The 22,065-nt window shown below is 68.3% G+C and carries 23 protein-coding genes; 12 read left to right on the forward strand and 11 right to left on the reverse strand.

Going from position 1 to position 22,065, the window contains the following annotated elements:
• Positions 1-211: 211 nt before the first annotated feature.
• Both U9978_RS07795 and U9978_RS07800 read right to left on the reverse strand, forming a co-directional pair.
• The gene (locus U9978_RS07795) at positions 212-781 is read right to left on the reverse strand and encodes an ATP-binding protein (RefSeq protein ID WP_322760386.1); all 570 of its coding nucleotides are present in this window, start codon (positions 779-781) and stop codon (positions 212-214) included.
• Entirely contained in the window at positions 778-975 is a 198-nt protein-coding gene (locus U9978_RS07800; protein WP_322760387.1) for a hypothetical protein, read from the reverse strand. Before U9978_RS07800 ends, U9978_RS07795 begins: the two co-directional genes overlap by 4 nt.
• Positions 976-1,268: 293 nt before the next feature.
• On the opposite strand from U9978_RS07800, the gene U9978_RS07805 reads away from it, so the two are divergent.
• Both U9978_RS07805 and U9978_RS07810 read left to right on the forward strand, forming a co-directional pair.
• Positions 1,269-2,099, forward strand: a complete 831-nt coding sequence (locus tag U9978_RS07805) for a helix-turn-helix transcriptional regulator (protein ID WP_322760462.1) — start codon at positions 1,269-1,271, stop codon at positions 2,097-2,099.
• 2 nt (positions 2,100-2,101) lie between these two features.
• On the forward strand, positions 2,102-2,317 hold the full coding sequence (locus U9978_RS07810) for a DUF397 domain-containing protein (RefSeq protein WP_322760388.1): 216 nt from the start codon (positions 2,102-2,104) through the stop codon (positions 2,315-2,317).
• Between the two features lie 493 nt (positions 2,318-2,810).
• On the opposite strand, the gene U9978_RS07815 is transcribed toward U9978_RS07810, so the two are convergent.
• The 7 genes from U9978_RS07815 to U9978_RS07845 all read right to left on the reverse strand — a co-directional run bounded on the left by U9978_RS07815 (position 2,811) and on the right by U9978_RS07845 (position 10,430).
• Positions 2,811-4,232, reverse strand: coding sequence for a sulfite exporter TauE/SafE family protein (locus tag U9978_RS07815; RefSeq protein ID WP_322760389.1), 1,422 nt, complete (start codon positions 4,230-4,232; stop codon positions 2,811-2,813).
• Complete coding sequence (locus tag U9978_RS07820; protein WP_322760390.1) at positions 4,229-5,341, reverse strand: DUF3500 domain-containing protein; 1,113 nt, start codon at positions 5,339-5,341, stop codon at positions 4,229-4,231. The genes U9978_RS07815 and U9978_RS07820 overlap by 4 nt, the downstream gene beginning before the upstream one ends.
• A 498-nt stretch (positions 5,342-5,839) precedes the next feature.
• The gene (locus tag U9978_RS07825) at positions 5,840-6,160 is read right to left on the reverse strand and encodes a hydrogenase/urease maturation nickel metallochaperone HypA (protein WP_322760391.1); all 321 of its coding nucleotides are present in this window, start codon (positions 6,158-6,160) and stop codon (positions 5,840-5,842) included.
• Complete coding sequence (locus U9978_RS07830) at positions 6,153-6,692, reverse strand: HyaD/HybD family hydrogenase maturation endopeptidase (RefSeq protein WP_322760392.1); 540 nt, start codon at positions 6,690-6,692, stop codon at positions 6,153-6,155. Before U9978_RS07830 ends, U9978_RS07825 begins: the two co-directional genes overlap by 8 nt.
• Complete coding sequence (gene cybH / locus U9978_RS07835) at positions 6,689-7,396, reverse strand: Ni/Fe-hydrogenase, b-type cytochrome subunit (RefSeq protein WP_322760393.1); 708 nt, start codon at positions 7,394-7,396, stop codon at positions 6,689-6,691. Before cybH ends, U9978_RS07830 begins: the two co-directional genes overlap by 4 nt.
• Positions 7,393-9,174 carry a nickel-dependent hydrogenase large subunit gene (locus U9978_RS07840; protein ID WP_322760394.1) on the reverse strand — a complete coding sequence of 594 codons (1,782 nt, stop codon included), beginning with the start codon at positions 9,172-9,174 and terminating at the stop codon, positions 7,393-7,395. The genes cybH and U9978_RS07840 overlap by 4 nt, the downstream gene beginning before the upstream one ends.
• On the reverse strand, positions 9,171-10,430 hold the full coding sequence (locus tag U9978_RS07845; RefSeq protein WP_322760395.1) for a hydrogenase small subunit: 1,260 nt from the start codon (positions 10,428-10,430) through the stop codon (positions 9,171-9,173). Before U9978_RS07845 ends, U9978_RS07840 begins: the two co-directional genes overlap by 4 nt.
• 334 nt (positions 10,431-10,764) lie before the next feature.
• On the opposite strand from U9978_RS07845, the gene hypF reads away from it, so the two are divergent.
• The 4 genes from hypF (at position 10,765) to hypE (ending at position 15,786) form a co-directional block, all read left to right on the forward strand.
• Positions 10,765-13,272 (forward strand): carbamoyltransferase HypF, encoded by a 2,508-nt coding sequence (gene hypF, locus U9978_RS07850; RefSeq protein ID WP_322760396.1) that lies wholly within the window; start codon positions 10,765-10,767, stop codon positions 13,270-13,272.
• 5 nt (positions 13,273-13,277) lie between these two features.
• A complete protein-coding gene (locus U9978_RS07855; RefSeq protein ID WP_322753771.1) occupies positions 13,278-13,550 on the forward strand; it encodes a HypC/HybG/HupF family hydrogenase formation chaperone in 273 nt (90 codons plus the stop codon).
• Positions 13,547-14,686: a hydrogenase formation protein HypD gene (gene hypD / locus U9978_RS07860; protein ID WP_322760397.1), complete on the forward strand. Its 1,140-nt coding sequence runs from the start codon at positions 13,547-13,549 to the stop codon at positions 14,684-14,686. The genes U9978_RS07855 and hypD overlap by 4 nt, the downstream gene beginning before the upstream one ends.
• An 89-nt stretch (positions 14,687-14,775) precedes the next feature.
• Positions 14,776-15,786, forward strand: a complete 1,011-nt coding sequence (gene hypE, locus U9978_RS07865) for a hydrogenase expression/formation protein HypE (RefSeq protein WP_416210889.1) — start codon at positions 14,776-14,778, stop codon at positions 15,784-15,786.
• Positions 15,787-15,861: 75 nt separating this feature from the next.
• On the opposite strand, the gene U9978_RS07870 is transcribed toward hypE, so the two are convergent.
• A complete protein-coding gene (locus U9978_RS07870) occupies positions 15,862-17,013 on the reverse strand; it encodes an AAA family ATPase (protein WP_322760399.1) in 1,152 nt (383 codons plus the stop codon).
• Between the two features lie 275 nt (positions 17,014-17,288).
• Between U9978_RS07870 and U9978_RS07875 the strand changes: the two genes are divergently transcribed.
• The 6 genes from U9978_RS07875 to U9978_RS07900 all read left to right on the forward strand — a co-directional run bounded on the left by U9978_RS07875 (position 17,289) and on the right by U9978_RS07900 (position 21,547).
• The gene (locus U9978_RS07875) at positions 17,289-17,606 is read left to right on the forward strand and encodes a type II toxin-antitoxin system Phd/YefM family antitoxin (protein WP_322760400.1); all 318 of its coding nucleotides are present in this window, start codon (positions 17,289-17,291) and stop codon (positions 17,604-17,606) included.
• Positions 17,596-17,886: a type II toxin-antitoxin system RelE family toxin gene (locus tag U9978_RS07880; protein WP_322760401.1), complete on the forward strand. Its 291-nt coding sequence runs from the start codon at positions 17,596-17,598 to the stop codon at positions 17,884-17,886. The genes U9978_RS07875 and U9978_RS07880 overlap by 11 nt, the downstream gene beginning before the upstream one ends.
• Before the next feature lie 56 nt (positions 17,887-17,942).
• The gene (locus U9978_RS07885; RefSeq protein ID WP_322760402.1) at positions 17,943-18,179 is read left to right on the forward strand and encodes a type II toxin-antitoxin system MqsA family antitoxin; all 237 of its coding nucleotides are present in this window, start codon (positions 17,943-17,945) and stop codon (positions 18,177-18,179) included.
• Positions 18,180-18,392: 213 nt separating this feature from the next.
• Positions 18,393-19,001, forward strand: coding sequence for a hypothetical protein (locus U9978_RS07890; protein WP_322760403.1), 609 nt, complete (start codon positions 18,393-18,395; stop codon positions 18,999-19,001).
• Positions 19,002-19,173: 172 nt separating this feature from the next.
• The gene (locus U9978_RS07895) at positions 19,174-19,746 is read left to right on the forward strand and encodes a pentapeptide repeat-containing protein (protein WP_322760404.1); all 573 of its coding nucleotides are present in this window, start codon (positions 19,174-19,176) and stop codon (positions 19,744-19,746) included.
• 163 nt (positions 19,747-19,909) lie between these two features.
• Complete coding sequence (locus tag U9978_RS07900; RefSeq protein WP_322760405.1) at positions 19,910-21,547, forward strand: alkaline phosphatase D family protein; 1,638 nt, start codon at positions 19,910-19,912, stop codon at positions 21,545-21,547.
• A 10-nt stretch (positions 21,548-21,557) separates the two neighbouring features.
• On the opposite strand, the gene U9978_RS07905 is transcribed toward U9978_RS07900, so the two are convergent.
• A complete protein-coding gene (locus U9978_RS07905) occupies positions 21,558-21,983 on the reverse strand; it encodes a cold-shock protein (protein WP_322748010.1) in 426 nt (141 codons plus the stop codon).
• Between the last annotated feature and the right edge of the window lie 82 nt (positions 21,984-22,065).

Consider the following 22,065-nt stretch of genomic DNA (forward strand, 5'->3'; position numbering starts at 1 on the left):
ACGCGCGGCCGAATCCGGGGTATCGACGTGAAAAACGGCCCGAAGCAATTCGACCAGTTCGTCGTCCCGAACTTTCGTGGTCGGCGCTTCCGGTGGCACTTGTCCTGATCTGGTCACAGACTACTCCCACGTATTCCGATTTCTACCTCGATCGGACCGGGTCACCCCGCCCGGCCCGGCCGCTCGGCCCTGTACCGAAATCGTCCGGATCCTATGTCAACACCTTGAGACGTTCGACCACTTTACGCAGTACTTCCAGGTCCGGTTCTTGGACGAGCACTGCGGGAGGAACGGAGAGCGGCGTACGAATCGGTAGGCCGCTGGCGGTGGTCGGAACGGCTGCGTCCAGTTCCGCCCAAACAACCTTGCCGCCTCGTCTGAGGTTCAGATGCCACCACCTCGAACTCAGCGCATCGACGAGGAAAAGCCCTCGACCGCACTCTGCTCCGTCGAACTGCTCGCGGAGAACCGGGGGACTGGGATTGTGGTCTCTGACGCCGACGAAAAAGCTGTCAGCGATCGAGACGAGCCGCAGTTCGACGGACTGCTCGACCCCTGCGCCGACGGTTGAAGTTGCCTCGATACCGTTAGTGACTAATTCGGAGGCCAGTAGCTCCACGACGTCCGAGAGATGTTGCAGACGCCACTGCCTCATGACGTTCTTCGCGACCAGCCGGCCGTAGGCGACGGCGCTCGGCACGGCGGGCAGTACGGCCCTCACCGCGCGGCGGGACGCTGCGGTGACGACCGGGGTCGTCCCGCCAGTCGTGGGCTTTGTCATGTGACACGACCCGGGAGGTGCCGTGACGGGATGTCGAGCTGGAAGACCGCCGTCGTGAAGCCGGGCCAATGTTCAGCCAAGGCGTAGGCCGCCGCCGCGCGGCGGCTCTCGAAGAAGCCGCTCACGCCGCAGACGAAACCGTCCTCCAACCGCACGGCAACGTACACCGCGTCTGGTTCACACCGCACTGCCATCGCTCCGTCCCGGACGCCACGGTCGCGGCTGTCCCTCGCCTGCCTCCGCACGGGTGGTCGTCCGACAGGACGGCCGTGTGGCGAAAGCGCCCTGCTACCGACCCGACCCCTGGTCTGTCCCTTCCGTGCCGGTACGACCTCGTAGGGCGATGATGGGACAACGTAGGCTTAAATGCAAGTGCATTTTGACCGAGGTGCCCACAACCGGCGGAGACCGGCCACTGGCAGACTCCGAGCAGGAGTCGTCCCGGTCGCGGAGGGGGAGCGTGGCGAAGTCGTCAGCAGGGCCGACGGTGCGCGGTCGCCGACTCGGCGCCGAGTTGCGAAGGTTACGAGAAGCCGTCGGGATGACTGCGGAGGAGGCCGGGCAGGCAATCCAGGCGTCGGAAGCCAAGATCAGCAGAATCGAGAACGGGAGAGTCGCGGTACGCCAGGTAGACGTCAGCGGTCTGCTCGACCTGTACGAAGTCCAGGACGCGGACCTGCGGGACGCCGTCCTCGCGCTCGCCAAGGAGTCTCGCCGACAAGGCTGGTGGCGCGGCTTCAGCGACATTGTGCCGCGCTGGCTCGAGGTCTACATCGGACTCGAAGCAGACGCCTCGTCCATCAACACGTACCAGTGCGCTCTCGTCGAAGGACTGCTCCAGACACCGGACTACGCTGCCGCGGTCATCCGTTCGATCTTGCCGGAGACTCCCGACGAAGTCGTGGCGCGGCGGGTCGCTCTCCGGATGAGCCGCCAAGAACGGCTTCGCTCCGACCGCCCGCCCCGGCTCTGGGTAGTACTCGACGAGGCCGTCGTCCGGCGCCCCATCGGAGGCAAGGAAATACTCGGAGCCCAGCTCAGGCACCTCCTCGACTCCATGGCTCGGCCGAACATCACGATTCAGGTGCTACCGTTCGCGGTGGGCGGGCACGCCGCGCTCGGGACCTCGTTCACGCACCTTGGGTTCCCCGACGCCAATGATCCGGAAGTGGTCTACGTCGAGGCGTTGACGGGCAGTCTCTACCTGGAGAAGGCCGATGAGATACGGCAGTATAGGGAAAAGCTCGATCATCTCCGAGCCCTCGCGCTCGATCCCGCCGCGTCTGCCGAGATGATCGCGATTTTGCTGAGGGAGTAGGAATGAAAGACAAGATCGAGTTTGACCGGGAGAGCCTCTCCTGGCAGTTGTCCAGCTACACGAACGGCGAGGGCGCCTGCGTCGAGGTCGCCAAGCTCCCCGAAGACGGCCGAGCCGTGCGTGACTCGAAGGACCGAAGCGGTCCCATCCTCGTCTTCACCTCGGCGGAGTGGACAGCCTTCCTTGCGGGCGCCCGCGACGGTGAATTCGACTCCTGAGCGTGGTGTAGGTTCCCCGGATGATCTAGAAATTCCCTCGCCCAGCTAGCACCTACCTGGCAATTGCCAGGTAGGCCCGGCTCCCGGGAGGGTTTCGACCGGTCTGGGTTTGTATGCACCCCCTGGGTTCACCGATCCGTGCGGGCAGTCGGTCCGCCGACGATGCGGAACTGCTACTGAAGCCGGGTAGGTGTGAGCACAACCAGTGCCAGCGACATTGGGAAACCCATATCTCGGTCTTCCCGCCGGGACGCACCTACTCACGGGATCAGGCGGGGTCCGCCTCCTTGCCGACCTACGCCACCGCGCCCGGCGACGCCGGAGTGCATGCGGCCGGCATCGACGCTGACCGATCATGGCACTTGACCACTGGGGGGCATCGGCAACGTGGACCGGCCCCGGCACACGGGACGGCACCGGCGACGATCTTTTCGGAGGCGTTCCCTGACACCAACCGGTAGCGGGAAGCGACCGCCTGATTCTCCCCGGCGGGCTAGCCCATGAGTCCGGTTACCCCGTTGAAGGTCATTGTCAGGCCGAGGACGGTCACGACGGCCGCCGACAAGACCGGCAACCATGCGATGAGCGGGCTGCTGCCCGGACGCCGGAACCTGTCCAGCGTCGCGCGGGAACTCACCAGGATCAGACCTAAGCCGACGAGGACCGCAGCCAGGCCGACGCTGAAGGCGACGACCATCGTCAGGCCCAGTACCGTGCGGTTGAGGCCGATGGCCAGCAGGAGAACACTCAGCGCTTCGGGACACGGGATGATCCCGCCCGACACGCCCATGGCGGCGATGCCACGAAATGTCGAGGGCAGCACCGGAGGAGCGTGCTGGTGGTGAACCGCGGGACCGTGCTCGTGGTCGTGGTCGTGGTCGTGGCCGTGGCCGTGGCCGTGGTCGTGGCCGTGCGCGCCGCGGTGGCGCCAGCGGCGAACGACCAGTCGCACTCCGAGGATGAGCACAACGATCCCGGTCGTGACCTCCAGGCTCGGAACGAGGACGCCGGGAACGATGAACCGTCCCGCGGCCAGCACCAGTACGCCGAGCACGACCACAGCGGAGGTATGGGTGACGGTGACGACCGCCCCGAGGGTGACCGCCTGCCTGGGTGTGCTCTGGGAGCCGACCAGATAGGAGGCAAGAAGAGCCTTGCCATGACCGGGCGTCAGGGCGTGGAAAGCTCCGAGCAGGGCACTGGTGGCAATCAATGCCACCAACGCCCAGGGTGACCTCAGCGGCGTACGTAGCGCGCGCAGCATCGTCGCCCCGTTCGACACCTCTCGTTTGCTGGTGGTCGCCAGCGCCGGGTGATCAGGCGAAGGGGCAGCTGACGCGGTACCGACCTGGGCGAGCGCAAGGGTGATCGTCCGCCCCTCGTCTGCATGTGTGATGGTGTCCAGGTTCGCAGGGTCGGCGCCTGCGACCAGAACGTCCATCTGTACCGTCGTGCGGCCGGGACTGTATCCGTCGGTGAGGACGACATTTCGACTGCCGGGCGCCACACCGGCACTCAGTTCGATGGTCACGGCGCCACCAGCCGCAGTGAGCAGATCGTAGCCCGGATATGTGCGCCCGGTGACCGTCAGCGGGACAGCCTGGCCGTCCACTCGCAGCTGGAGAGTCGACGTCACGAGGTCCACATGCGCAGCCTCCTCACCCACGCTGATCGTCTGGTTGCCATCGGTGTCGATAGCCCGAGCGAAGGCCGGCGCCACGAGCACTCCCGGGGTGAGGTCGAGCTGTACCGCCAGCCGGGAGCTGGTGGGCGTCAGGTACGCCTGTTGGAGGACCTCGTCGGTCGGATGTGCCTGGGCGGGTATCGCAACGAGGACCGACCCGGTGGCCGCCAGCAGGAACACTGCCGCCCACCGGACCAGGTGTCGAGCAATCGTCACGAACTCAGATGTCACGAACTCAGGCCGGCGCCGTAGTCGTTACCGGGTTCGCGGTAGATCGAGTGGATGTGCGTGATCCCGCCGGCATTGGCGCCGCCGCCCTGCTGGTGGGCGAACTCGATGATGAAGGTCGGGCCCTGCACCCGATAATAGATCGGTTGACCGATCGTGGTCGATCCGTACCAGGCGAACGTGGTCTGGTCGAGGTTCTTCTTCACCGCTGCCAGCTTGGCGGCCGCCAGCTCCGCGTTCAACGGGGTGATCCACTCGTCCACCAGGTCAAGGAGCAGGGTCTTCTGCGCGTCGGTGAAGGTGGACGCCTTGACTCCTTCGGCTGCCAGGGTCTTTCCGTCCTGCCCGGCCCCCAGCACGATCTCCTTCGTGGCTGTCGTCAGGACGGCCGCCTTGAGCTGCGTCGCGTCCAGCGAGTCGACGACCGCGAACGCCTTCTTCGCCTCGCCGCTCAACGGTTCGACGCCGCTGCCGGCCGCGGTGTAGGACGCCGGTTGGGCTCCCCACAGGGTCGGGGCAAGCGTCATCGCGTTCCCGGCCATCGTGACGTTGAAGGCCAGGTGGTGGCCGCCGTACTGGACCGTCCACTTCCCGGTGGCGGCCGGCGTTCCCAGGATCCGGATCCAGTAGTGATCCGCTCCGAAGTCGAGGTTCATGCCGCCCTGGGCGGCCAGGACACCGTCCGCGGCCGTGATCTGGGTGACCTGCTTGTACCCCTCGTCACTGAGCGCCGCCTTGACGATCTTCAAGACGGCTGCCTGCTGGATCGCGTTCAGGGCGTCCATCCGAAGTCCTGCACGCTTGAACAGCTGATCGGGCAGGTTCGACCACTGCGACAGGTTGGTCTGGGTGCGTTCCGCCATCACCGCTGTCTTCTGCGTCGAGTCCAACGTGGCCAGGAACGCTGTGGTCGCGGTCAGGACCGCTGCCGCCGCCTCGCCGCTCGTCGTCGTGCTGGCGGCCGTCGAGCTGGTGGCGGTCGATACGGCGGCCGTCGATACGGACGTGGTCACCGATCCGGTGCTACCAGATGAGCATGCGGTGACAGCCACCAGCACGAGCCCGGCCGCGATGGTCGCGCCGAGACGACGTTCCCGCCGAGCGGACCGCATCCGGGCGACACGAGAATAACGCAGAGACAAGTCGGTTCTCCAAGGTCAGGGCATGCCGCGCCCATGTGCGAACGCGTTGATTGCCGAGGTCGACTGCACCCGCCGCAGACGTTAGATCCCGCAAGAAACCTGGTCAATTAGACCGGCTGTGAAAGTGCCCAATCGCGGACCGCCGACCTGTGGGGATGCGTTGTGATGACACTCGGATCCGGTTCTTGATCAGCCCACAGTGGCAGGGACGATTATGATTTGCTTCTGGCCCGACGTCCGAACGGAACACGGAACACGGAACACGCGTCAACATGGGCACACCGAAGCACCCACGGGTGAGATTCAGAAAGCGGTCAGACCGCTACCCGGGCAAAAGAACAGCGTCCATGGTCGGTACAGATGAATTCACCCTGCACAGCATTTTAAACGCAACGTCGCAGAGTCGAGCCGTTCAGCATCCACCGCATGTACAGTTCATCGCTTGCGATTAGCTTGCAATGAGTCAGCTCAGGTCGTCCAGTCGACGACGGTGAGTTCGTCCGCTGCCGCGATGACGATCCCGTTACCGCCGCAGGACGGGCACGCATCAAGACGCTCACCGTCGTACTCCCGCGCACAGGTGAAGCAGCGCAGCCGGTCGACCGCGGTCCGCCATTCCACCTGGCTGGCTTGCAGGCAGGTGCCGGTAGCCGCGCCGTGCCAGGCCGCGGCGGCGGAGTCGATGTCGACACCGGTACCGACCGCGAGCACTACCGTGCGCACCGCCGCTCCCGCGCTCGCCTCCACGAGCGCGGCGACCGCCGCCCGCGCGAGGCCGGCCTCATGCATCTGCGGGCACCGCCACTCCCCAGTTCGCCAGGATGGTCCGGGCCGCGGCCACCATCGCCGTGACCCTGGAGTCGACCAGCGGGCTGAGCCCCCAACGGTCCGCGATGGACTCGGGCACGATGCCGACCAGCGCGACATGCTGTGGGGCACAGCCCGCAAGCTCCGCGGCCGACAGGGCGTCCACAAGGCCGACGTCGTGCGCGGTCGCACGCACCCCGTGGCCGCGTCGGACATCACCGTCACCGATGACGATCACATCGCCCGGCCTGCCCTGTGCGCTTGACACCGCGTCGAGGACGAGCACCGCGCGGCGGCCGGCGAGGTAGGGCATGAGCATGAGGCCGAGGGTCCCGCCGTCGAGCACTTCCACGCCCGGGTTCGGCACCGCCGCCAGCCGCCGGGCCGCGACCACGCCGACGCCGTCGTCACCCAGCAGCTCGTTGCCGATACCCAGGACAAGAACGGGCGCCACCGCCTCGCCCCCAAACGCTTGCCCGGAACGCTCTCCCCCGGCGGGAACCGCCCCGATCACAGCCGGTCCTTCGGCAGAAACTTGGAACCGGAGAAAATCGAGGAGATCACGCCCGTCCCCTCGACCCGGTCGACCAGCATGGCGCTGTACAGATGGTGAATCATGAATCCCCAGGTCAGCCACATGATCATATGATGGATGAGCCGGATCGTCGGCAACGAGACCAGGTGGAACACCCATCCGGTGAGAAAGGCGGCCCAGCTCCTGCCTTCCACGCCCCACAGCGCGACTCCGGTCAGTATCTCGACGGCGAACATCGTGTAGAGCACCACGTAGGTCATCCCGGCAAGCGGGTTGTGCCCGACGACCTCGGGCGCCTCACGGTCGATGAACAGGTAGAAGCGCAGCGACGGGATGATCAGGCGCCGGCGTTCGCGCGTGCTGGGGATCCACTCCGTCCACCGCGACCAGCGGTTGGGCGACAGGACATGCCAGGCGACCCGCGCGAGGATCAGATCGATGAAGACGAACGCGGTGACCTCGTGGACCGTCTTGACCCCGGTGACCCAGTAGGCGTCGCCACCGAGGCGCAGCTGCGGGTTCCCGATCAGGAAGCCCGTCACGCTGAGCACCACCAGCGCCAGGACGAGCAGCCAGTGCACCACCCGTACCGGCAGGTCCCAGACCCGCACCCGGACGAAGGTCTCCTGCCCGGGTGCCACCGCCTGCACCGGCACAGATCCGCCCGGCGTGGACGCGGTCACTGGACCCGCACCTCGATGATGTCGCGGCCGTCCGCGTCGTACACGTGCGCCGCGCAGGCCATGCAGGGGTCGAACGAATGCAGCGTGCGCAGCACCTCCAGCGGTCGCCGCGGGTCGAGCACGGGCGTGCCTACCAGGGCGGACTCGTAGGCGCCCGGGTTACCCCGCTCGTCGCGGGGGCTGGCGTTCCAGGTCGTGGGGACCACGGCCTGGTAGTTGCTGATCCGTTCGTTGGTGATGACGACCCAGTGCGACAACGAGCCTCGGGGTGCCTCGTGGAAGCCGACGCCGCGGGCCCGCCCGGTCGGCCACGTCGAGGGATGCCACTTGCTGGTGTCCGCGATCGTCAGATCGCCCGAGCCGACGTTTTCCCGCAGCCGGTCGAGGAGTTCCAGCGAGTACTGCGCCATCAGCTTGGTCTCCAGACCGCGGGCCAGCACCCGCCCGAGTGTCGACATCAACGCCGTGGGCGGGAGATGGAGCCGGTCCAGCGCACCCTTTACCAGCGGCCGGATGCGGGCGTCACCCGAGGCGTAGCCGACCAGCATGCGGGCCAGCGGGCCGACCTCCACGGCGATTCCGTCGTAGCGCGGTGCCTTCAGCCACGAGTACTTCCCGTCGACGTCGAGATGGGCGAAGGGTGGCTTGGGGCCGGTGTAGTCCGGGGTGGTCTGGCCCTTCCACGGAGCGAGTGCGGCGCTCGCGCCATGACCGGCATTCTTGGCGCCCGCTTTGTTGCCAGCATTGGCGCCGCCGTTGTTGCCCACGTTGTCGTAGCGGAACCACGAGTGGGCGACGGACTCGGCTATCCGGGCCGGGTCGAACGGTTCGACCGACGACAGGTTCGCGTCCCGGATGATCCCGCCGGGAAACAGACCGCCTGCCTGCGGCCGGCCCTTGGGTTGCGGTGCCTGAGCGAAATCCCCGAACACCATGTACGAGCCCAACCCGGCGCCGTACCTCGTCCACTCGGGGTAGCCGGCGGCTATCGCGTACAGATCAGGCAGGAACACCTTGTCGACGAAATCCAGCCCCCGCGTCAACAGTTGGGCGAGCTCCGCCAGCGTGTTGTCGTTGATCGCCTCCTGGCTCGTGAGGTCGATCGGGGACGCCATGCCGCCGACGACATAGGTCTGCGGATGCGGATTCTTGCCGCCGAGAAGCGCATGAACCCTGACATATTCACGCTGGAAATCCAGCGCGTCAAGATAGTGACTGAATGCCAGCAGGTTCAGCTCCGGGCTCAGCCGATAGGCGGGATGACCCCAGTATCCGTTCGTGAACGGCCCGATGTTCCCGCTCGCCAGGAATGCCCCGAGCCGAGCCTGTACCGAGGCGAACAGCTTCGCCGTCGAGCGCGGATAGTCCGAGATCGACTGGGCGAGCGAGGCGGTACGCGCGGGGTCGGCCTTCAGCGCCGCGGTCGGGTCGATCCAGTCCAGCGCCTGCAGGTGGTAGAAGTGCACGACATGATCGTGGACGAACAGCGCCGCGGCGATGATCTCACGCAGCAGCCGGGCGTTGCGCGGCGGGACCGCGCCGACGGCATCCTCGACGGCCCGCACCGAGGCCAGCGCGTGCACGGTGGTACAGACACCGCAGATCCGCTGTGCGAACAGCCAGGCGTCCCGCGGGTCCCGGCCTTCGACGATGGTCTCGATGCCGCGCCACATCGTCGAGGACGCGTACGCCTCGGTGACCCGGCCGGCGTCCACCTGCACCTCGACGCGCAGATGACCCTCGATCCGGGTCACCGGGTCGATCACCAGCCGGCTCATGTCGCCTGACCGCCTTTACCGTCGGCATCGGGTTCAGCGGCATCGGGTTCAGCGGCGGCAGCGGCTGTGTCAGTGGCTGCATCCTGGACGTCCTTGGCAGTGCTTGCGGGGCTGCCCGCACGGGCCGCGGCCACCCGGTGTTGGATGACCTTTCCGACGCCGTGGGCCGCGAAGCCGGTCGCGGTCGCCGCGAGAACACCCAGACCGATCCTGTCGGCCGTGAGGCTGAAGTCCCGGGTCGCCACGTGCGGGAGCCGGTCATAAAAGGGCGACATCGTGTCCCAGAAGCCGGGCTCGGAACATCCCACGCAGCCGTGCCCGGCCGCCACCGGCCAGGACGTGCCGCCGTTGTAACGGACGCTGGGACAGTTGTGGAACGTGCTCGGCCCCTTGCAGCCGAGTCGGTACAGACACCAGCCCTTACGGTGACCCTCGTCGCCCCATTCCCGGGCGAACTGGCCCGCGTCGAAGTGGCCGCGACGCGCGCAGGTGTCGTGGATGCGTTCCCCGTAGGCGAACAGCGGGCGGCCGAAACCGTCCCGGGCCGGGAACGCACCGAAGGTCAGATAGTGGACGATCGTAGCGGTGAGGTTGTCGGCGTTGACCGGGCAGCCGGGCAGGTTGACGACCTCGACCCCGCCGACGACGTCCTCCACACGGACCGCGCCCGTCGGGTTGGGGCCGGCGGCGGGGATCCCGCCGAACGCCGAGCAGGTGCCGACGTTGATGATCCCGGCCGCGCCGCGCACGCAGCTGTTCAGTATCTCCTCGGCCGATCGGCCCCCGATCGTGCACGACCCCGGGATGCCGAGCGGCACCGAGCCCTCGACGACGACGAGATGCCCGCCCCGCGCCACCGCCTTGTCGCGCGCGTCCTCGGCGTCGACGCCGGCGGCTGCCATTACCGTCTCGTGATAATCGAGCGAGATCATCCCCAGGATGAGATCCGCGACGGACGGATTGCGCGAGCGCAGAAACGCCTCGCTGTCACCGGCGCAGTCCTGGAACTCCAGCCACACGACGGCGGGGCGGCCGACCCTGTCCAGCGCGGCGGCGACCCGGGGAGCGAACTGGGGCGGCAGGGCGAGGGTGGCGACCACCCCCGCGCAGAACTTCAGGATCGACCGCCGCTGCACCCCGGCCTCGGTGAGCCGCGCAGCCAGCGAACCGCCCGACGCCCCGCCCCAGACCTCGTCGCCCGGTGGTGACGTTCCGTGTGCCTCGCCCGCCGCAACCGCCCCATAGCTGCCGTTCATGGCTTGCCTCCCACCGGGCTTCAACTGGATGTCGGGTGCCGCCGTGTTCGAATGCGCGTTCGCAGGCGTCACAACGCAGGCGCTGGTCGGCCAGCGGCCGCACGATCATGGTGCTCGTCGCATGGCCTGCGGCCGGCGGCCTTTAGAAATCTAGGCCGGGGCGTCACGGGATCTGAGCGGTCTGATCGATGACCGGGCCGAAAGCCACGCGATCATGGATCCTTTCGCGCGACCGGACGGGCCAGGAGGGTCGGGATTCACAGGTCTTCCCGGCCGCCCCGACGGGTCGCCGGACCCTTGTCCGCCGTGACGCACGGCAACAAGACTGACGGACATGAGCCGGCTCGACGACCGCTACAACCTCGCAGACCGAGCCGATCACGTAGCGGACGCGGCTGCGGCCGAGCCGGCGCCGGGCGCGGTCCAAGGGCGGGTGGCCCACCGGCTCGAGGTCCACGGGACCGTGCAGGGAGTCGGCTTCCGTCCGTTCGTCTACCGCCTCGCGACCAGTCTCGGGCTGGATGGCTGGGTGCGCAACGACGACGGCCGGGTCGTGGTCGAGGCCGCCGGCCCGCCGCACGCGCTCGCCACCCTGGCGTCCCGGCTGCGAACCGACGCCCCTGCGCTGGCCCGGGTACGCGACGTCCACGTCACCGACCTGTCCGGCGGCATTGCGCGCCCGCGGCCGCGTTCGGGCTTCCGGGTCGCCACGTCGACGCACCGGTCAACCGCGTCAACCCCCGCCACCGGAGTCCGCGAGGTACCGGTCGACGTCGCCACCTGTCCGGCGTGCCTGGCCGAACTGTTCGACCCGGCCGACCGCCGGCACCGGTACCCCTTTGTCAACTGCACCGACTGCGGACCCAGGGCCACGATCGTCGACACCCTCCCCTACGACCGCGCGCGGACGACGATGAGCGCGTTCCCCATGTGCGGCGACTGCGCGCGCGAGTACGCAGATCCGGCGGACCGGCGGTTGCATGCCGAGCCGATCGCGTGTCCCCGATGCGGCCCCCGGCTCGCCTGGTGGGCGCCCCCGCAGCCCGCTCCGGCAAGCGGTGTGGATTCGCTGGCCGCGGCGGTGACGATGATCGACAGTGGCGGCACCGTGGCGCTCAAGGGACTCGGCGGCTATCAGCTCGTCTGCGACGCGACCAACGACGAGGCGGTCGCCCGGTTGCGGACCCGCAAGCACCGCCCCACCAAGCCGTTCGCGGTCATGGTGGCCAGTCTGGACGCGGCGCGGATGCTGGCCCACATCGACGCTGTCGAGGCGGGCCTGTTGACATCAGCCGCGCGGCCGGTGGTCCTGCTCCGGCCGGCAGGCGACAGCACTATCGCGGCCGCGGTCGGGCCGGGCGCCGGGCGGCTCGGGCTGTTCCTGCCCGCCACGCCCCTGCACCATCTGCTCCTCGCCGACCTGGGCAGACCACTCGTCGTCACCAGCGGGAACGTCTCGGGCGAACCGATCGCGATCGACGACGACGACGCCCGGAACCGCCTCGCCGCGGTGGCCGACGGGTTTCTCAGCCACGACCGGGCCATCCGCTCCCACTACGACGACTCGGTCGTCCACGTCGTCGCGGGGCGCGGATCGATGATTCGGCGCGCTCGTGGTTACTCACCGCAACCACTGCGCCTCCCCATCGGGGCCGGCGAGCCATTGCTCGCCGTCGGTGCGCAGCTCAAGCACACCTTCACCCTGGCCGAAGGGACGACCGCGGTCGTCGGGCCGCACACGGGCGAGCTCTCCCAGCAGCCCACGATGGTGGCGTTCGAGCGCAACCTGGCGCACCTGTGTGCGATGACCGGCATCGCCCCGCGCATCATCGTCCACGACCCGCATCCCGGCTACCTTTCCACCGCCTACGCGCTGGCACACGGTGCGGGCCGGCGGATCGCGGTGGCGCATCACCATGCGCACGTGGCGTCCTGCGCCGCCGAACACGCCGTCACCGGCCCGTTCATCGGTGTCGCCTACGACGGCCTGGGCCTGGGCGATGACGGCACGCTGTGGGGCGGCGAGGTGCTGGTCGCCGACCTCGTCTCCTATCGGCGGGTGGCGCGGTTCGGCCGGGCGCCGTTGCCCGGCGGTGCCGCCGCGCTGCGCCGTCCCGCCCGGGTGGCGCTGGGCTACCTGTTCGGCCTGGAACCACTCACGGAACCACTCACCGAACCGCTCACCGAACCGCTCACCGAACCGGTCACGGACGACTCCGGCAACGAGCGGTCCCGCGCAGCCGACCTGGAGCTCGCCGCGCCGTTCCTGGACCGGCTGAACGACCGCGAGGTGTCCGTGGTCTCCCGGATGATCGCGCGCGGCGTCAACTGCCCGGTCGCCTCCAGCGCGGGTCGGCTGTTCGACGCCGCAGCCGCGCTGCTCGGCCTGTGTGACGAGGTCACCTACGAAGGTGAGGCCGCCGCCGCCCTGGAAGCCGCCGCGCTCGAAGCCCCAGCCGGTGTGCCCAGCGGTGACGTCGAGTTGCCGTGGCGGATCGTCCGCCATACCGGTCTGCTCGTCTACGACCCGCGCCCGACGTTGCGGGCCCTGTTGGAGGGACTGCACAGCCATGTCGCCGTCGGCGTCCTCGCCGCGCGGTTCCACGCCACGATCGTCGCGGTCACCGTCGCCCTGTGCACCGACATCGCGCGGCGCCACCGGTTGCGGACGGTCTGCCTGTCCGGCGGGGTGCTGCACAACCAGCTGCTTGCCGGGGCTCTCCCCCCCGCGCTGGCGGGCGCCGGCCTCACCCCGCTGCTCAACGAACAGGTCCCGGCGGGCGACGGCGGCGTGAGCTACGGGCAGGCCGCGGTGGCCGCCGCCCGGCTGAGGGAGGACTGAGCCCGGTGTGTCTCGGGGTGCCCGGCCGCGTCGTGACGACGACCGATGTCGCCGGCCTGCTCATGGGCACGGTCGACTTCGGCGGCGTGACCCGCGAGGTCTGTCTCGGCTACGTCCCCCAGGCGCGGGTGGATGACTACGTCATCGTCCATGTCGGCTTCGCCATCAGCCTCGTGGACGAGGCCGAAGCCCACCGCACGCTTGCGATCCTGCGCTCGATGGGGGCACTCGACGAGGAGCTGGGAGCCGACGGGCAGCTGGGAGCCGAACAGCGATGAGGTACCTCGACGAGTACCGCGACCCGACGCTTGCGCGGGGGCTACTCGCGGCGATCCACACGGTGACGTCGAAACCCTGGACCCTGATGGAGGTGTGCGGAGGCCAGACCCACACGATCGTCCGCCAGGGCATCGACGAGCTGCTACCCGCCGGGATCCGGATGATCCACGGACCTGGTTGTCCCGTCTGCGTGACGCCACTGGAACTCATCGACAAGGCACTGGCCGTCGCCGGACGTCCCGAGGTCGTCCTCACCTCCTACGGCGACATGCTCAGGGTCCCCGGGACGAGCACCGACCTGCTGGCGATGCGCGCCCGCGGCAGCGACGTCCGCGTCGTCTACTCGCCGCTGGACGCCGTGCGCATCGCCGTCGAGCACCCCGACCGCGAGGTGGTCTTCTTCGCCGTCGGATTCGAGACGACAGCGCCGGCGAACGCCATGGCGGTGCTGCGCGCCCACGCGCTCGGCCTGCCCAACTTCAGCGTTCTGGTCAGCCACGTGCTCGTCCCACCGGCGATGACCACGCTGCTGGACGCGCCGGACTGCCAGGTGCAGGCGTTCCTGGCCGCCGGTCACGTCTGTGCGGTCATGGGATGGACGCAGTACGAGCCGCTGTCGGAGCGCTACCGCGTCCCGATCGTGGTGACCGGGTTCGAGCCGCTCGACATCCTGGAAGGCATCCTCATGGCCGTACGCCAGCTCGAAGAAGGCCGCGCGGAGGTCGAGAACCAGTACGTCCGCGCCGTGCACCGGGCCGGGAACATCGCGGCGCAGGACGCCATCCGGCGTGTGTTCACAGTTCGTGACCGGATGTGGCGGGGTATCGGTACGATCCCGATGAGCGGGTTCGCGTTCACCGACGAGTTCACCGACTACGACGCCGAGACGCGCTTCGCCGTGGCCGGGTTGACCACCCGGGAACATCCGGCCTGCATCGCCGGAAACATTCTCACCGGGACGCGCCTACCCACCGACTGCGCGGCGTACGGCACCGTGTGCACGCCGCGGACGCCGCTGGGCGCACCGATGGTGTCGACCGAGGGGACCTGCGCCGCATTCCACAATGCCGGCCGAACGCAGACCGGCCGAACGCAGACCGGGGCACTGTCGACGACGGTCGCGAGCGCGTCGTGACCACGACTGACCTGACCGGCGCTGACCTGACCGGCGCTGACCTGACCGGCGCCAGCTGTCCGTTGCCACTGACGGAGACCGAGAGGGTCATGCTCGGTCACGGCAGCGGCGGGCAACTGTCCGCGGAGCTCCTGCGCGACGTCCTCCTACCGGCCCTCGGCGCAGGCACCGGCACCGGCACAACGCACGGCGTCCCCGAGGACGCGGCCCTGCTTGACATCGACGGCACCCCCGTGGTGATGAGCACCGACTCCTTCGTGGTGAGCCCGGTCTTCTTCCCCGGCGGCGACATCGGCTCACTCGCCGTGCACGGCACCGTGAACGACCTGGCGATGATGGGCGCCACCCCGCTGGCCCTGGCCGTCGCCTACGTCATCGAGGAGGGCTTCGCCCTGGCGGACCTGCGGCGGGTGACTGCCTCGCTCGGCGCGGCCGCGGCTGCCGTGGGCGTCCCGGTCGTCACCGGGGACACCAAGGTCGTGGGTCGCGGCGCCGCGGACGGGATCTTCGTGACGACCACCGGCATCGGTCGCCGCCTGCCCGGCGCACGGGTGTCAGCCGGGTTCGCGCGATCCGGGGACGTCGTCGTCCTGTCCGGTCCCATCGGCGCCCACGGCAGCGCCATCCTGAGTGCGCGCGAAGGTCTCGGCTTCGAGTCCGACATCGCCTCCGACAGCCGTCCCCTGCACCGCCTGGTCACGGCGATGGTGGCCAGCGGCGGTCGGGGGATTCACGCGATGCGCGACCCCACCCGCGGCGGCGTGGCATCGGCGCTGAACGAGATCGCCGCGGCGTCCCGGGTCGGAATCGAGATCGCGGAGAACGCCGTACCCGTCCCGCCCATGGTCGCCGCCGCATGCGACCTGTTCGGCCTGGACCCGCTGCATGTCGCCAACGAAGGATGTCTCGTCGCCGTCATCGCGCCCGATGTCGCCGACGCCGTCCTGACCGCGATGCGCTCCCTGCCCGAGGGCCGGCACGCCACTCGCCTCGGCGAGGTCGTCGCCACCCATCCCGGTCGGGTCGTCATGCGCACCCTGCTGGGCGGCACCCGCATCGTCGACATGCTGATCGGCGAACAACTCCCCCGCATCTGCTGACCCGGAAAGCAACCGGAGCGTGGTCAGGACACGGCCTCTCGGCGATGGGACGGGACTCGCGCGCTCAACAACGGATCAGCCAGAAATCGCGTTCCTGAGTCCTTTCACGGAAACAGCCGGGATTGCCGAGGATCCGTCGTCGCGGCGTTCGCAGACAATAAGCTCCTCCGGCTTCAACCGGTCGGCGAAGGCCGGAGAATGCGTGGCGATGAGAAGCTGGGTGCGCTCACTCGCCTCCCGCAGCCGGTCGACCAACAGTTCCAGCGCCTGCGGATGCAGACCGTGGTCAATCTCCTCGATACAGGTGAGGGCAGGAGGCTCAGGATCATACAGCAGGGCCAGCAAGCCCAGCAGGCGAATGGTCCCGAAAGAGGCGTCCGCGAGCTGGGTCGGACGTCGAAGTCCTCGCTCATGAAGCACCACGACGACCTCGCGTGCCGCGCCCGACGGATAGTCGAAGTCAATACCCTCAAGCTGGGGAAGCACCTTGACTGCATCCGACTCCAACCGGAGCCACGCGTCCTCATCTCGATCACGAATGGTCAACAGAAAAGCCGCCAGGTTTGCCGCGTCATGCTCCAACGACTCGTGCCGGGTGCGCGGAAAGCGCGAAGGAAGCCGCGCCTCGTCGACACGCACATCGAAGACACGGAGCGAGGCCAATCGTTCGGACAGAGCAGCGACCTCCGCGCCGCCCTCATCCTCGGACAGGCGAGGAAGGGTGGACAGACCACTACTCATCCGACGGATACCGAAGGTCCGCTCGGGTGACTCCTGGAGATCCTTGTCGATCTGCACGACGGCAGCCTTCTCACCGCTGATCGCAATCCGTCGGCCACGCCCCAGCGTGCGCTTGAACTGGAACGACTCGCTGCGCGACAGCGGCGATTCACCGAATTTCACGGTCAGGCGTTCGATCGCGAGCTGGTACTCGTCGGGAGATGTCAGGCTGCTGTACTGAGTCCAGGTCGCCTTGAGATTGATCCGGATGGATGCCGGCGTTCGGTCGCCGCCCTGGAACACCACCTCGTCGAAGCCACCGCGCGCATCGAGTGCGGGCTCCAGGTCGCTATTGATCACGTCAGCCAGGAAGCGGAACACCTCCAGGACGTTGGTCTTGCCGGCGCCGTTCGGCCCGACCAGAACGTTGAGCGGCCCCAGCGGAAGCGAGACCTTCCGCAGGCTGCGATAGTTCTCCACTGCCAGCTCGATCAGTCGCCTGTCCATGCCACCTCCTCGCTACGATCATCCTCGGCCCCGGACCCGGACCCCATTCGGGCCTCCGAGCGCACGGAAAAAGTCATGATCGCACGCTCTTCGGCCTACTGGTCACAGCTCGAACAGGGTGTCGAGGCCGGGTCGAAGATGTGTTCCGCGGAACGCGCCCGGTGGGCACGGGCCCGCTCGTCGTTGGACACCGCAGCCTGCAGCAGTCGGGTCGACATGGCGCGACCAGCGGATGGTTCAGGTGGGCGAGCACCACGTCGTCACGGCCCCCTTGCATGACTATAATTCTGGTCATGGTGACGATTCCGTTGGCTGATGCCAAGGCGCGGCTGTCCGCAGTGCTCGACGAGGTCCGGGACACCCATGAACGGGTCGTGATCACGCGTAACGGCCGCCCCGAAGCGGTGATCCTGTCGGTATCCGACCTGGAGGCGCTGGAGGAGACCCTGGACCTGCTGGCAACCCCAGGCGCCCTGGAGGAGATCCGTACGGCTGAGGCCGAGATCGCCCATGGTAAGGCGATCGGTGCCGAAGAGCTGCACCGGCTGATGGCCGAACGGGCGCGCGCAGAGGGGCCTGCGAGTGAGCGATGAGGCGTACACCTTGTCGCTGGCGCCGCCCATGCGGCGCACCCTGGCCGAAGGGCCGCCACGCGGCCTGCCACTGGCGGTCGCGGCGGCGGTGACCGCGTTCCTGACCGGCTCGCTATTGGACAATCCAGCGCGGGTTGGCAAGCCGCTGACTCGTGAACTTGCCGGATACCACTGCGCGAGGCGCGGCGCCTATCGGGTCGTCTACCGCATCGAGGAGCCCGCACCCGTCGTCCACGTCGTACGTGTCGACCACCGCGCCGACATCTACCACATGCGGTGAGCGTCGGTGTCGACTGACGTTCACCAGCCTGTCGCCATTGACGGGAGGAGGCGGTAGTGCGTTGTGACGCCTGCGACAATGGCGAGATCCGTCCCGGTCGGAAACCGAAGGTGCTCCAGAAGGACGGCCGGGTCGCTGTCGTGACGGACGTTCCGGTCGAAGAGTGCCCGTCCTGCGGCATGACGTGGCTCGACGGTCCGGTGGCGCGCCGTCTTGACGCCATGTTCCGGGAGATGGTGGCTGCCGACACCGTCGCGATCCGTCCCTACGCCGAAACGGCTGCCGCAGCCTGACGAGAACGTCGAGCGGGCCCAGCGGAAGCGAGACCTTCCGCAGACTGCGGTAGGGCTCCACTGCCAGCTCGATCAGTCGCCCCCGTGACGACGGCCCCCGTGACGACGGCCGCCGCGGCGACGACAATGGCAGTGACGACGACCACAGATGACGCCGACCGACGGCGAACGACGGGACGACGGCGGCCGACGACCGATGGCAGGGGACGCTCCATGACGAAGGTCGACTACACCCACATCACCCTGCTGATCGACCGGTCGGGCTCGATGATGGCGATCCGTGACGACGCCGAGGGCGGCATCCGGTCGTTCATCGCCGAGCAGGCCACCGTGCCCGGGCGGGCGACGATCAGCCTGTACCAGTTCGACCACGACTACGAAAAGGTCTTCGGCGCGATCCCGATCGGCGAAGCCCCACAATACCGGCTCGTCCCACGGGGCTCCACCGCCCTGCTCGACGCCCTCGGCAGGTCCATCGCGGACACCGGGGAGTTCCTCGGCAACCTTCCCGACGAGCAGCGTCCGGCGACGGTCGTCTTCGCCGTCGTCACCGACGGCCAGGAGAATTCCTCCAAGGAATGGACCCTCGAGCAGGTCAAACATACGATCAGCAGGCAGACGAACACCTATGGCTGGCAGTTCGCGTTCCTGTCCGCCGACCTCAACGCGGTTGCCGACGCCCGGCAGATGGGCTTCGCCCCGGCAGCGGCCGCGAGTTACAGCCCGGACAGCGAAGGTGTCGGCGTCGCCTACGCAAGCCTGTCCCGGTCGGTTTCGCGGACCCGGGCGAGCGGCGCACCGTTGGACCTGTCGGACTCGTAGGGTTCGGACTCGTAGGGTGTCGCCCACGGCATGCTGCACAGCCACATCTACACTGCCGGGCGTGCCCTATACGCCCCCAGCCAGGGTGCCACGATCGGGACCGACGCGCCGCCCGGCTGCACCCGCCGTCCCCGCGGCCCTCGTCCCCGCATCGGAGATCGACGACGACGGGGTGTACACACGACGCGTCTTCGACGGCTGCGATCTGGCGGGCACCCAGGCCGAGTCCATCGAACTGGAAGGCTGCCGGATCACCGGCACGGACCTGAGCGGGTCGCGGTTGACCCGGGCGATGCTGACCGACGTCGTCATCGAACGGTCGAGCCTGGCGAACCTGCGGGCCACGACCTCCTCGCTCGTCCGGGTGGAGATCGCGACCTGCCGGATGACGGGATGGTCCTGGTCCGGCGGACGACTGCGGGACGTGACCCTGCGTGACTGTCGGGTGGACCTGGCGAACTTCCGCTCCACCGCGATAAGCAACTCCCTGTTCGAGGACTGCAACCTGAAGCGGGCGGACTTCTACGGCGCCGATCTTCGTGGGGCGACCTTCGAGGACTGTGATCTGACCGGCGCGCAGTTCGCCAAGGCGCAGATGGACGGTGCCCGGCTCGTCAACTGTGTGCTCGTCGAGGTGACCGGGGTCGAGAGCATGAACGGAGCGGCGGTGTCCAGCCGGGACCTCGTGGCGCTGGCCTACTCCCTCGCCGGTGCGCTGGGCATCAGCGTCACCGAGAACGGCTGATCACCGAGCACGGCCAGTCCCCGTCGAGTCCCTGTTGCCGGACGCTCGTATCGCCTGCGGCCTCGCCATGATGTGCCCTGGTCCCCCTGCGTTCGATGGCTGTTCCCCGGGACGTCGATCGCGCAGGCGATAGTGAGCGCCACACGCAGTGGGGAGGAGCGTCGTGGGTGAATTCGTGTTGAACCGGCGGTCGACGCTGACCGGGGCAGCAGCGGCAGGCGCGGTGCTGTTGACGGGCGTCCAGGCCCGTCCGGCGGCCGCATCCTGGAGCGAGCCGGAGACAACGACCGGCAACCAGGCGGCGGAGACCGCAGCACCGTTTCTTCTAGGCGTCGCCAGCGGGGACCCGCTGGCAGACGGGGTCATCCTGTGGACGCGGCTGGTCCGCGACGTCTACGACGCCGGATCAATGCCGTCGCGGCCGATCACGGTGGCCTGGCAGGTCGCGCATGACAGGCGGTTCCACCGCCTGGCGGCCGCCGGGGTCACCCGGGCGCTGCCCGAGCTCGCGCATTCGGTGCACGTCGACGTGCGCGGGCTGGCGCCCGGCCGTGAGTATTTCTACCGTTTCCGCGCGGGTGGCCAGCTCAGCCCGGTCGGACGTACCCGGACCGCACCGGCCCGCTCCGCCGACCCGCAGCTGCTGCGGCTCGGCGTGGTCAACTGCCAGGACTTCCAGAACGGCTACTGGCCGACGTTGCAGGGCCTCGCCGACGAAGACCTCGACGTCGTGTTCCACCTGGGTGACTACATCTACGAGTACGACCCGAAAAGCCGCTTCCCCGATCGGGCACACGTCGCCCCGCAGACCCCGGGTCTGGACCAGCTGTCCACGCTGGCCGACTATCGCAACCGGCATGCCCAGTACAAGGGTGACCCCGCGCTGCGGGCAGCCCACGCCGTGGCGCCGTGGGTGGTCACCTGGGACGATCACGAGACCGAGAACAACTACGCGGGCTTCGTCGACGAGATCGACGACACCGGCGCGAAGAAGCAGACGCCCGCGGAGTTCGGGCGACAGCGCGCAGCGGCGTACCAGGCGTACTACGAGCACATGCCGATCCGCGCCGACCTGCGCCCCGGGTCGGCCACGGTGCGTATCTACCGCCGCTTCGACTTCGGGCGGCTCGCCCGGATCAACGTGCTCGACACCCGGCAGTACCGCACCGACCAGCCGGGCGGTTTTCCCGGCGACTTCGGTCTGGAGTCGGCGGGCCGGTTGAACACGGCCGGTACCCTCACCGGCGATGTCCAGGAGCAGTGGCTCACCCAGAGCCTGACCAATTCGCACACCCGGTGGAACGTCATCGCCCAGCAGACCATGATGAGCCGCACCCGGTTCCCTAACCCGACGCGGGTGCCACCCACCATCGTCAACCTGGACCAGTGGGACGGCTACGCCCCACAGCGCACGCGGCTACTGCGGCTGTTGGCCGACGCCCACGTCGCCAACCCGGTGGTCCTGTCCGGTGACATCCACTCCACCTGGTTCAGCGACCTCAAGGTGGACTTCGACGACCCCGCATCGCCGACCGTCGCCGTGGAATTCGTCAGCACGTCGATCAGCTCGGACTTTCCGGTGGCCTTCGATGCGCCGATCAAGCAGGCCAACCCACTGCTCAACCCGCACGTTCGCTACTTCAACGGGCTCAAGCACGGTTACCTGCGCTGCGAGGTGACGCCTGGTACGTGGCGGACCGACGTGCGGGTGGTCGACACCATCGACGTCCGCGACGCCCCCGTCCGTACCGACGTCTCGTTCGCCGTGCAGGCGGGTCGGCCGGGCCTCATGGCGGTCTGAACCACCCGAGTCAGGACACGACCCAGCCACGCGCCCGCGCGAGATCGGTGAGGCGCTGGCGGATCTGGCCGATCTGACTACCGGTCAAGGTCGGCACGCCTTCGATAAGTGTCTCGGTGAGCACGTGCTGAAACTCGGCGGTCGTCAGGACATCACACATCTCGTCGTCGTCGGTGCCCGAACCGGCGGCGTTCGAGCCCGGGGTGCGCGGCCAGAACGGACCGACCGCAGCCCGGTCGACAAGACGAACGGCTGACGCCTTCAGGCCCTTGTCGCCCTCTTCCGCCTTGAACTCGACAAGTGCCCCGGGCCGGAACAGGTGTTTTTCATCCTGCAGGTCGTTCACGTGCATGAAGATGTCATCGCCGCCCTCATCGGGCGAGATGAAGCCGTAGCCACGAATGCCATCGAACCGCACGATTCTACCAGTACCCACCGCATCAACCTCTACATCGGGGCGAACGTCCCAGACCATGGGACCGCACGCACATTGCCAGTTGAACCCAACCAAGTCAACC

It is taken from the genome of Protofrankia sp. Cr2, from assembly GCF_963555885.1.
Classification (GTDB): Bacteria; Actinomycetota; Actinomycetes; order Frankiales; family Frankiaceae; genus Protofrankia.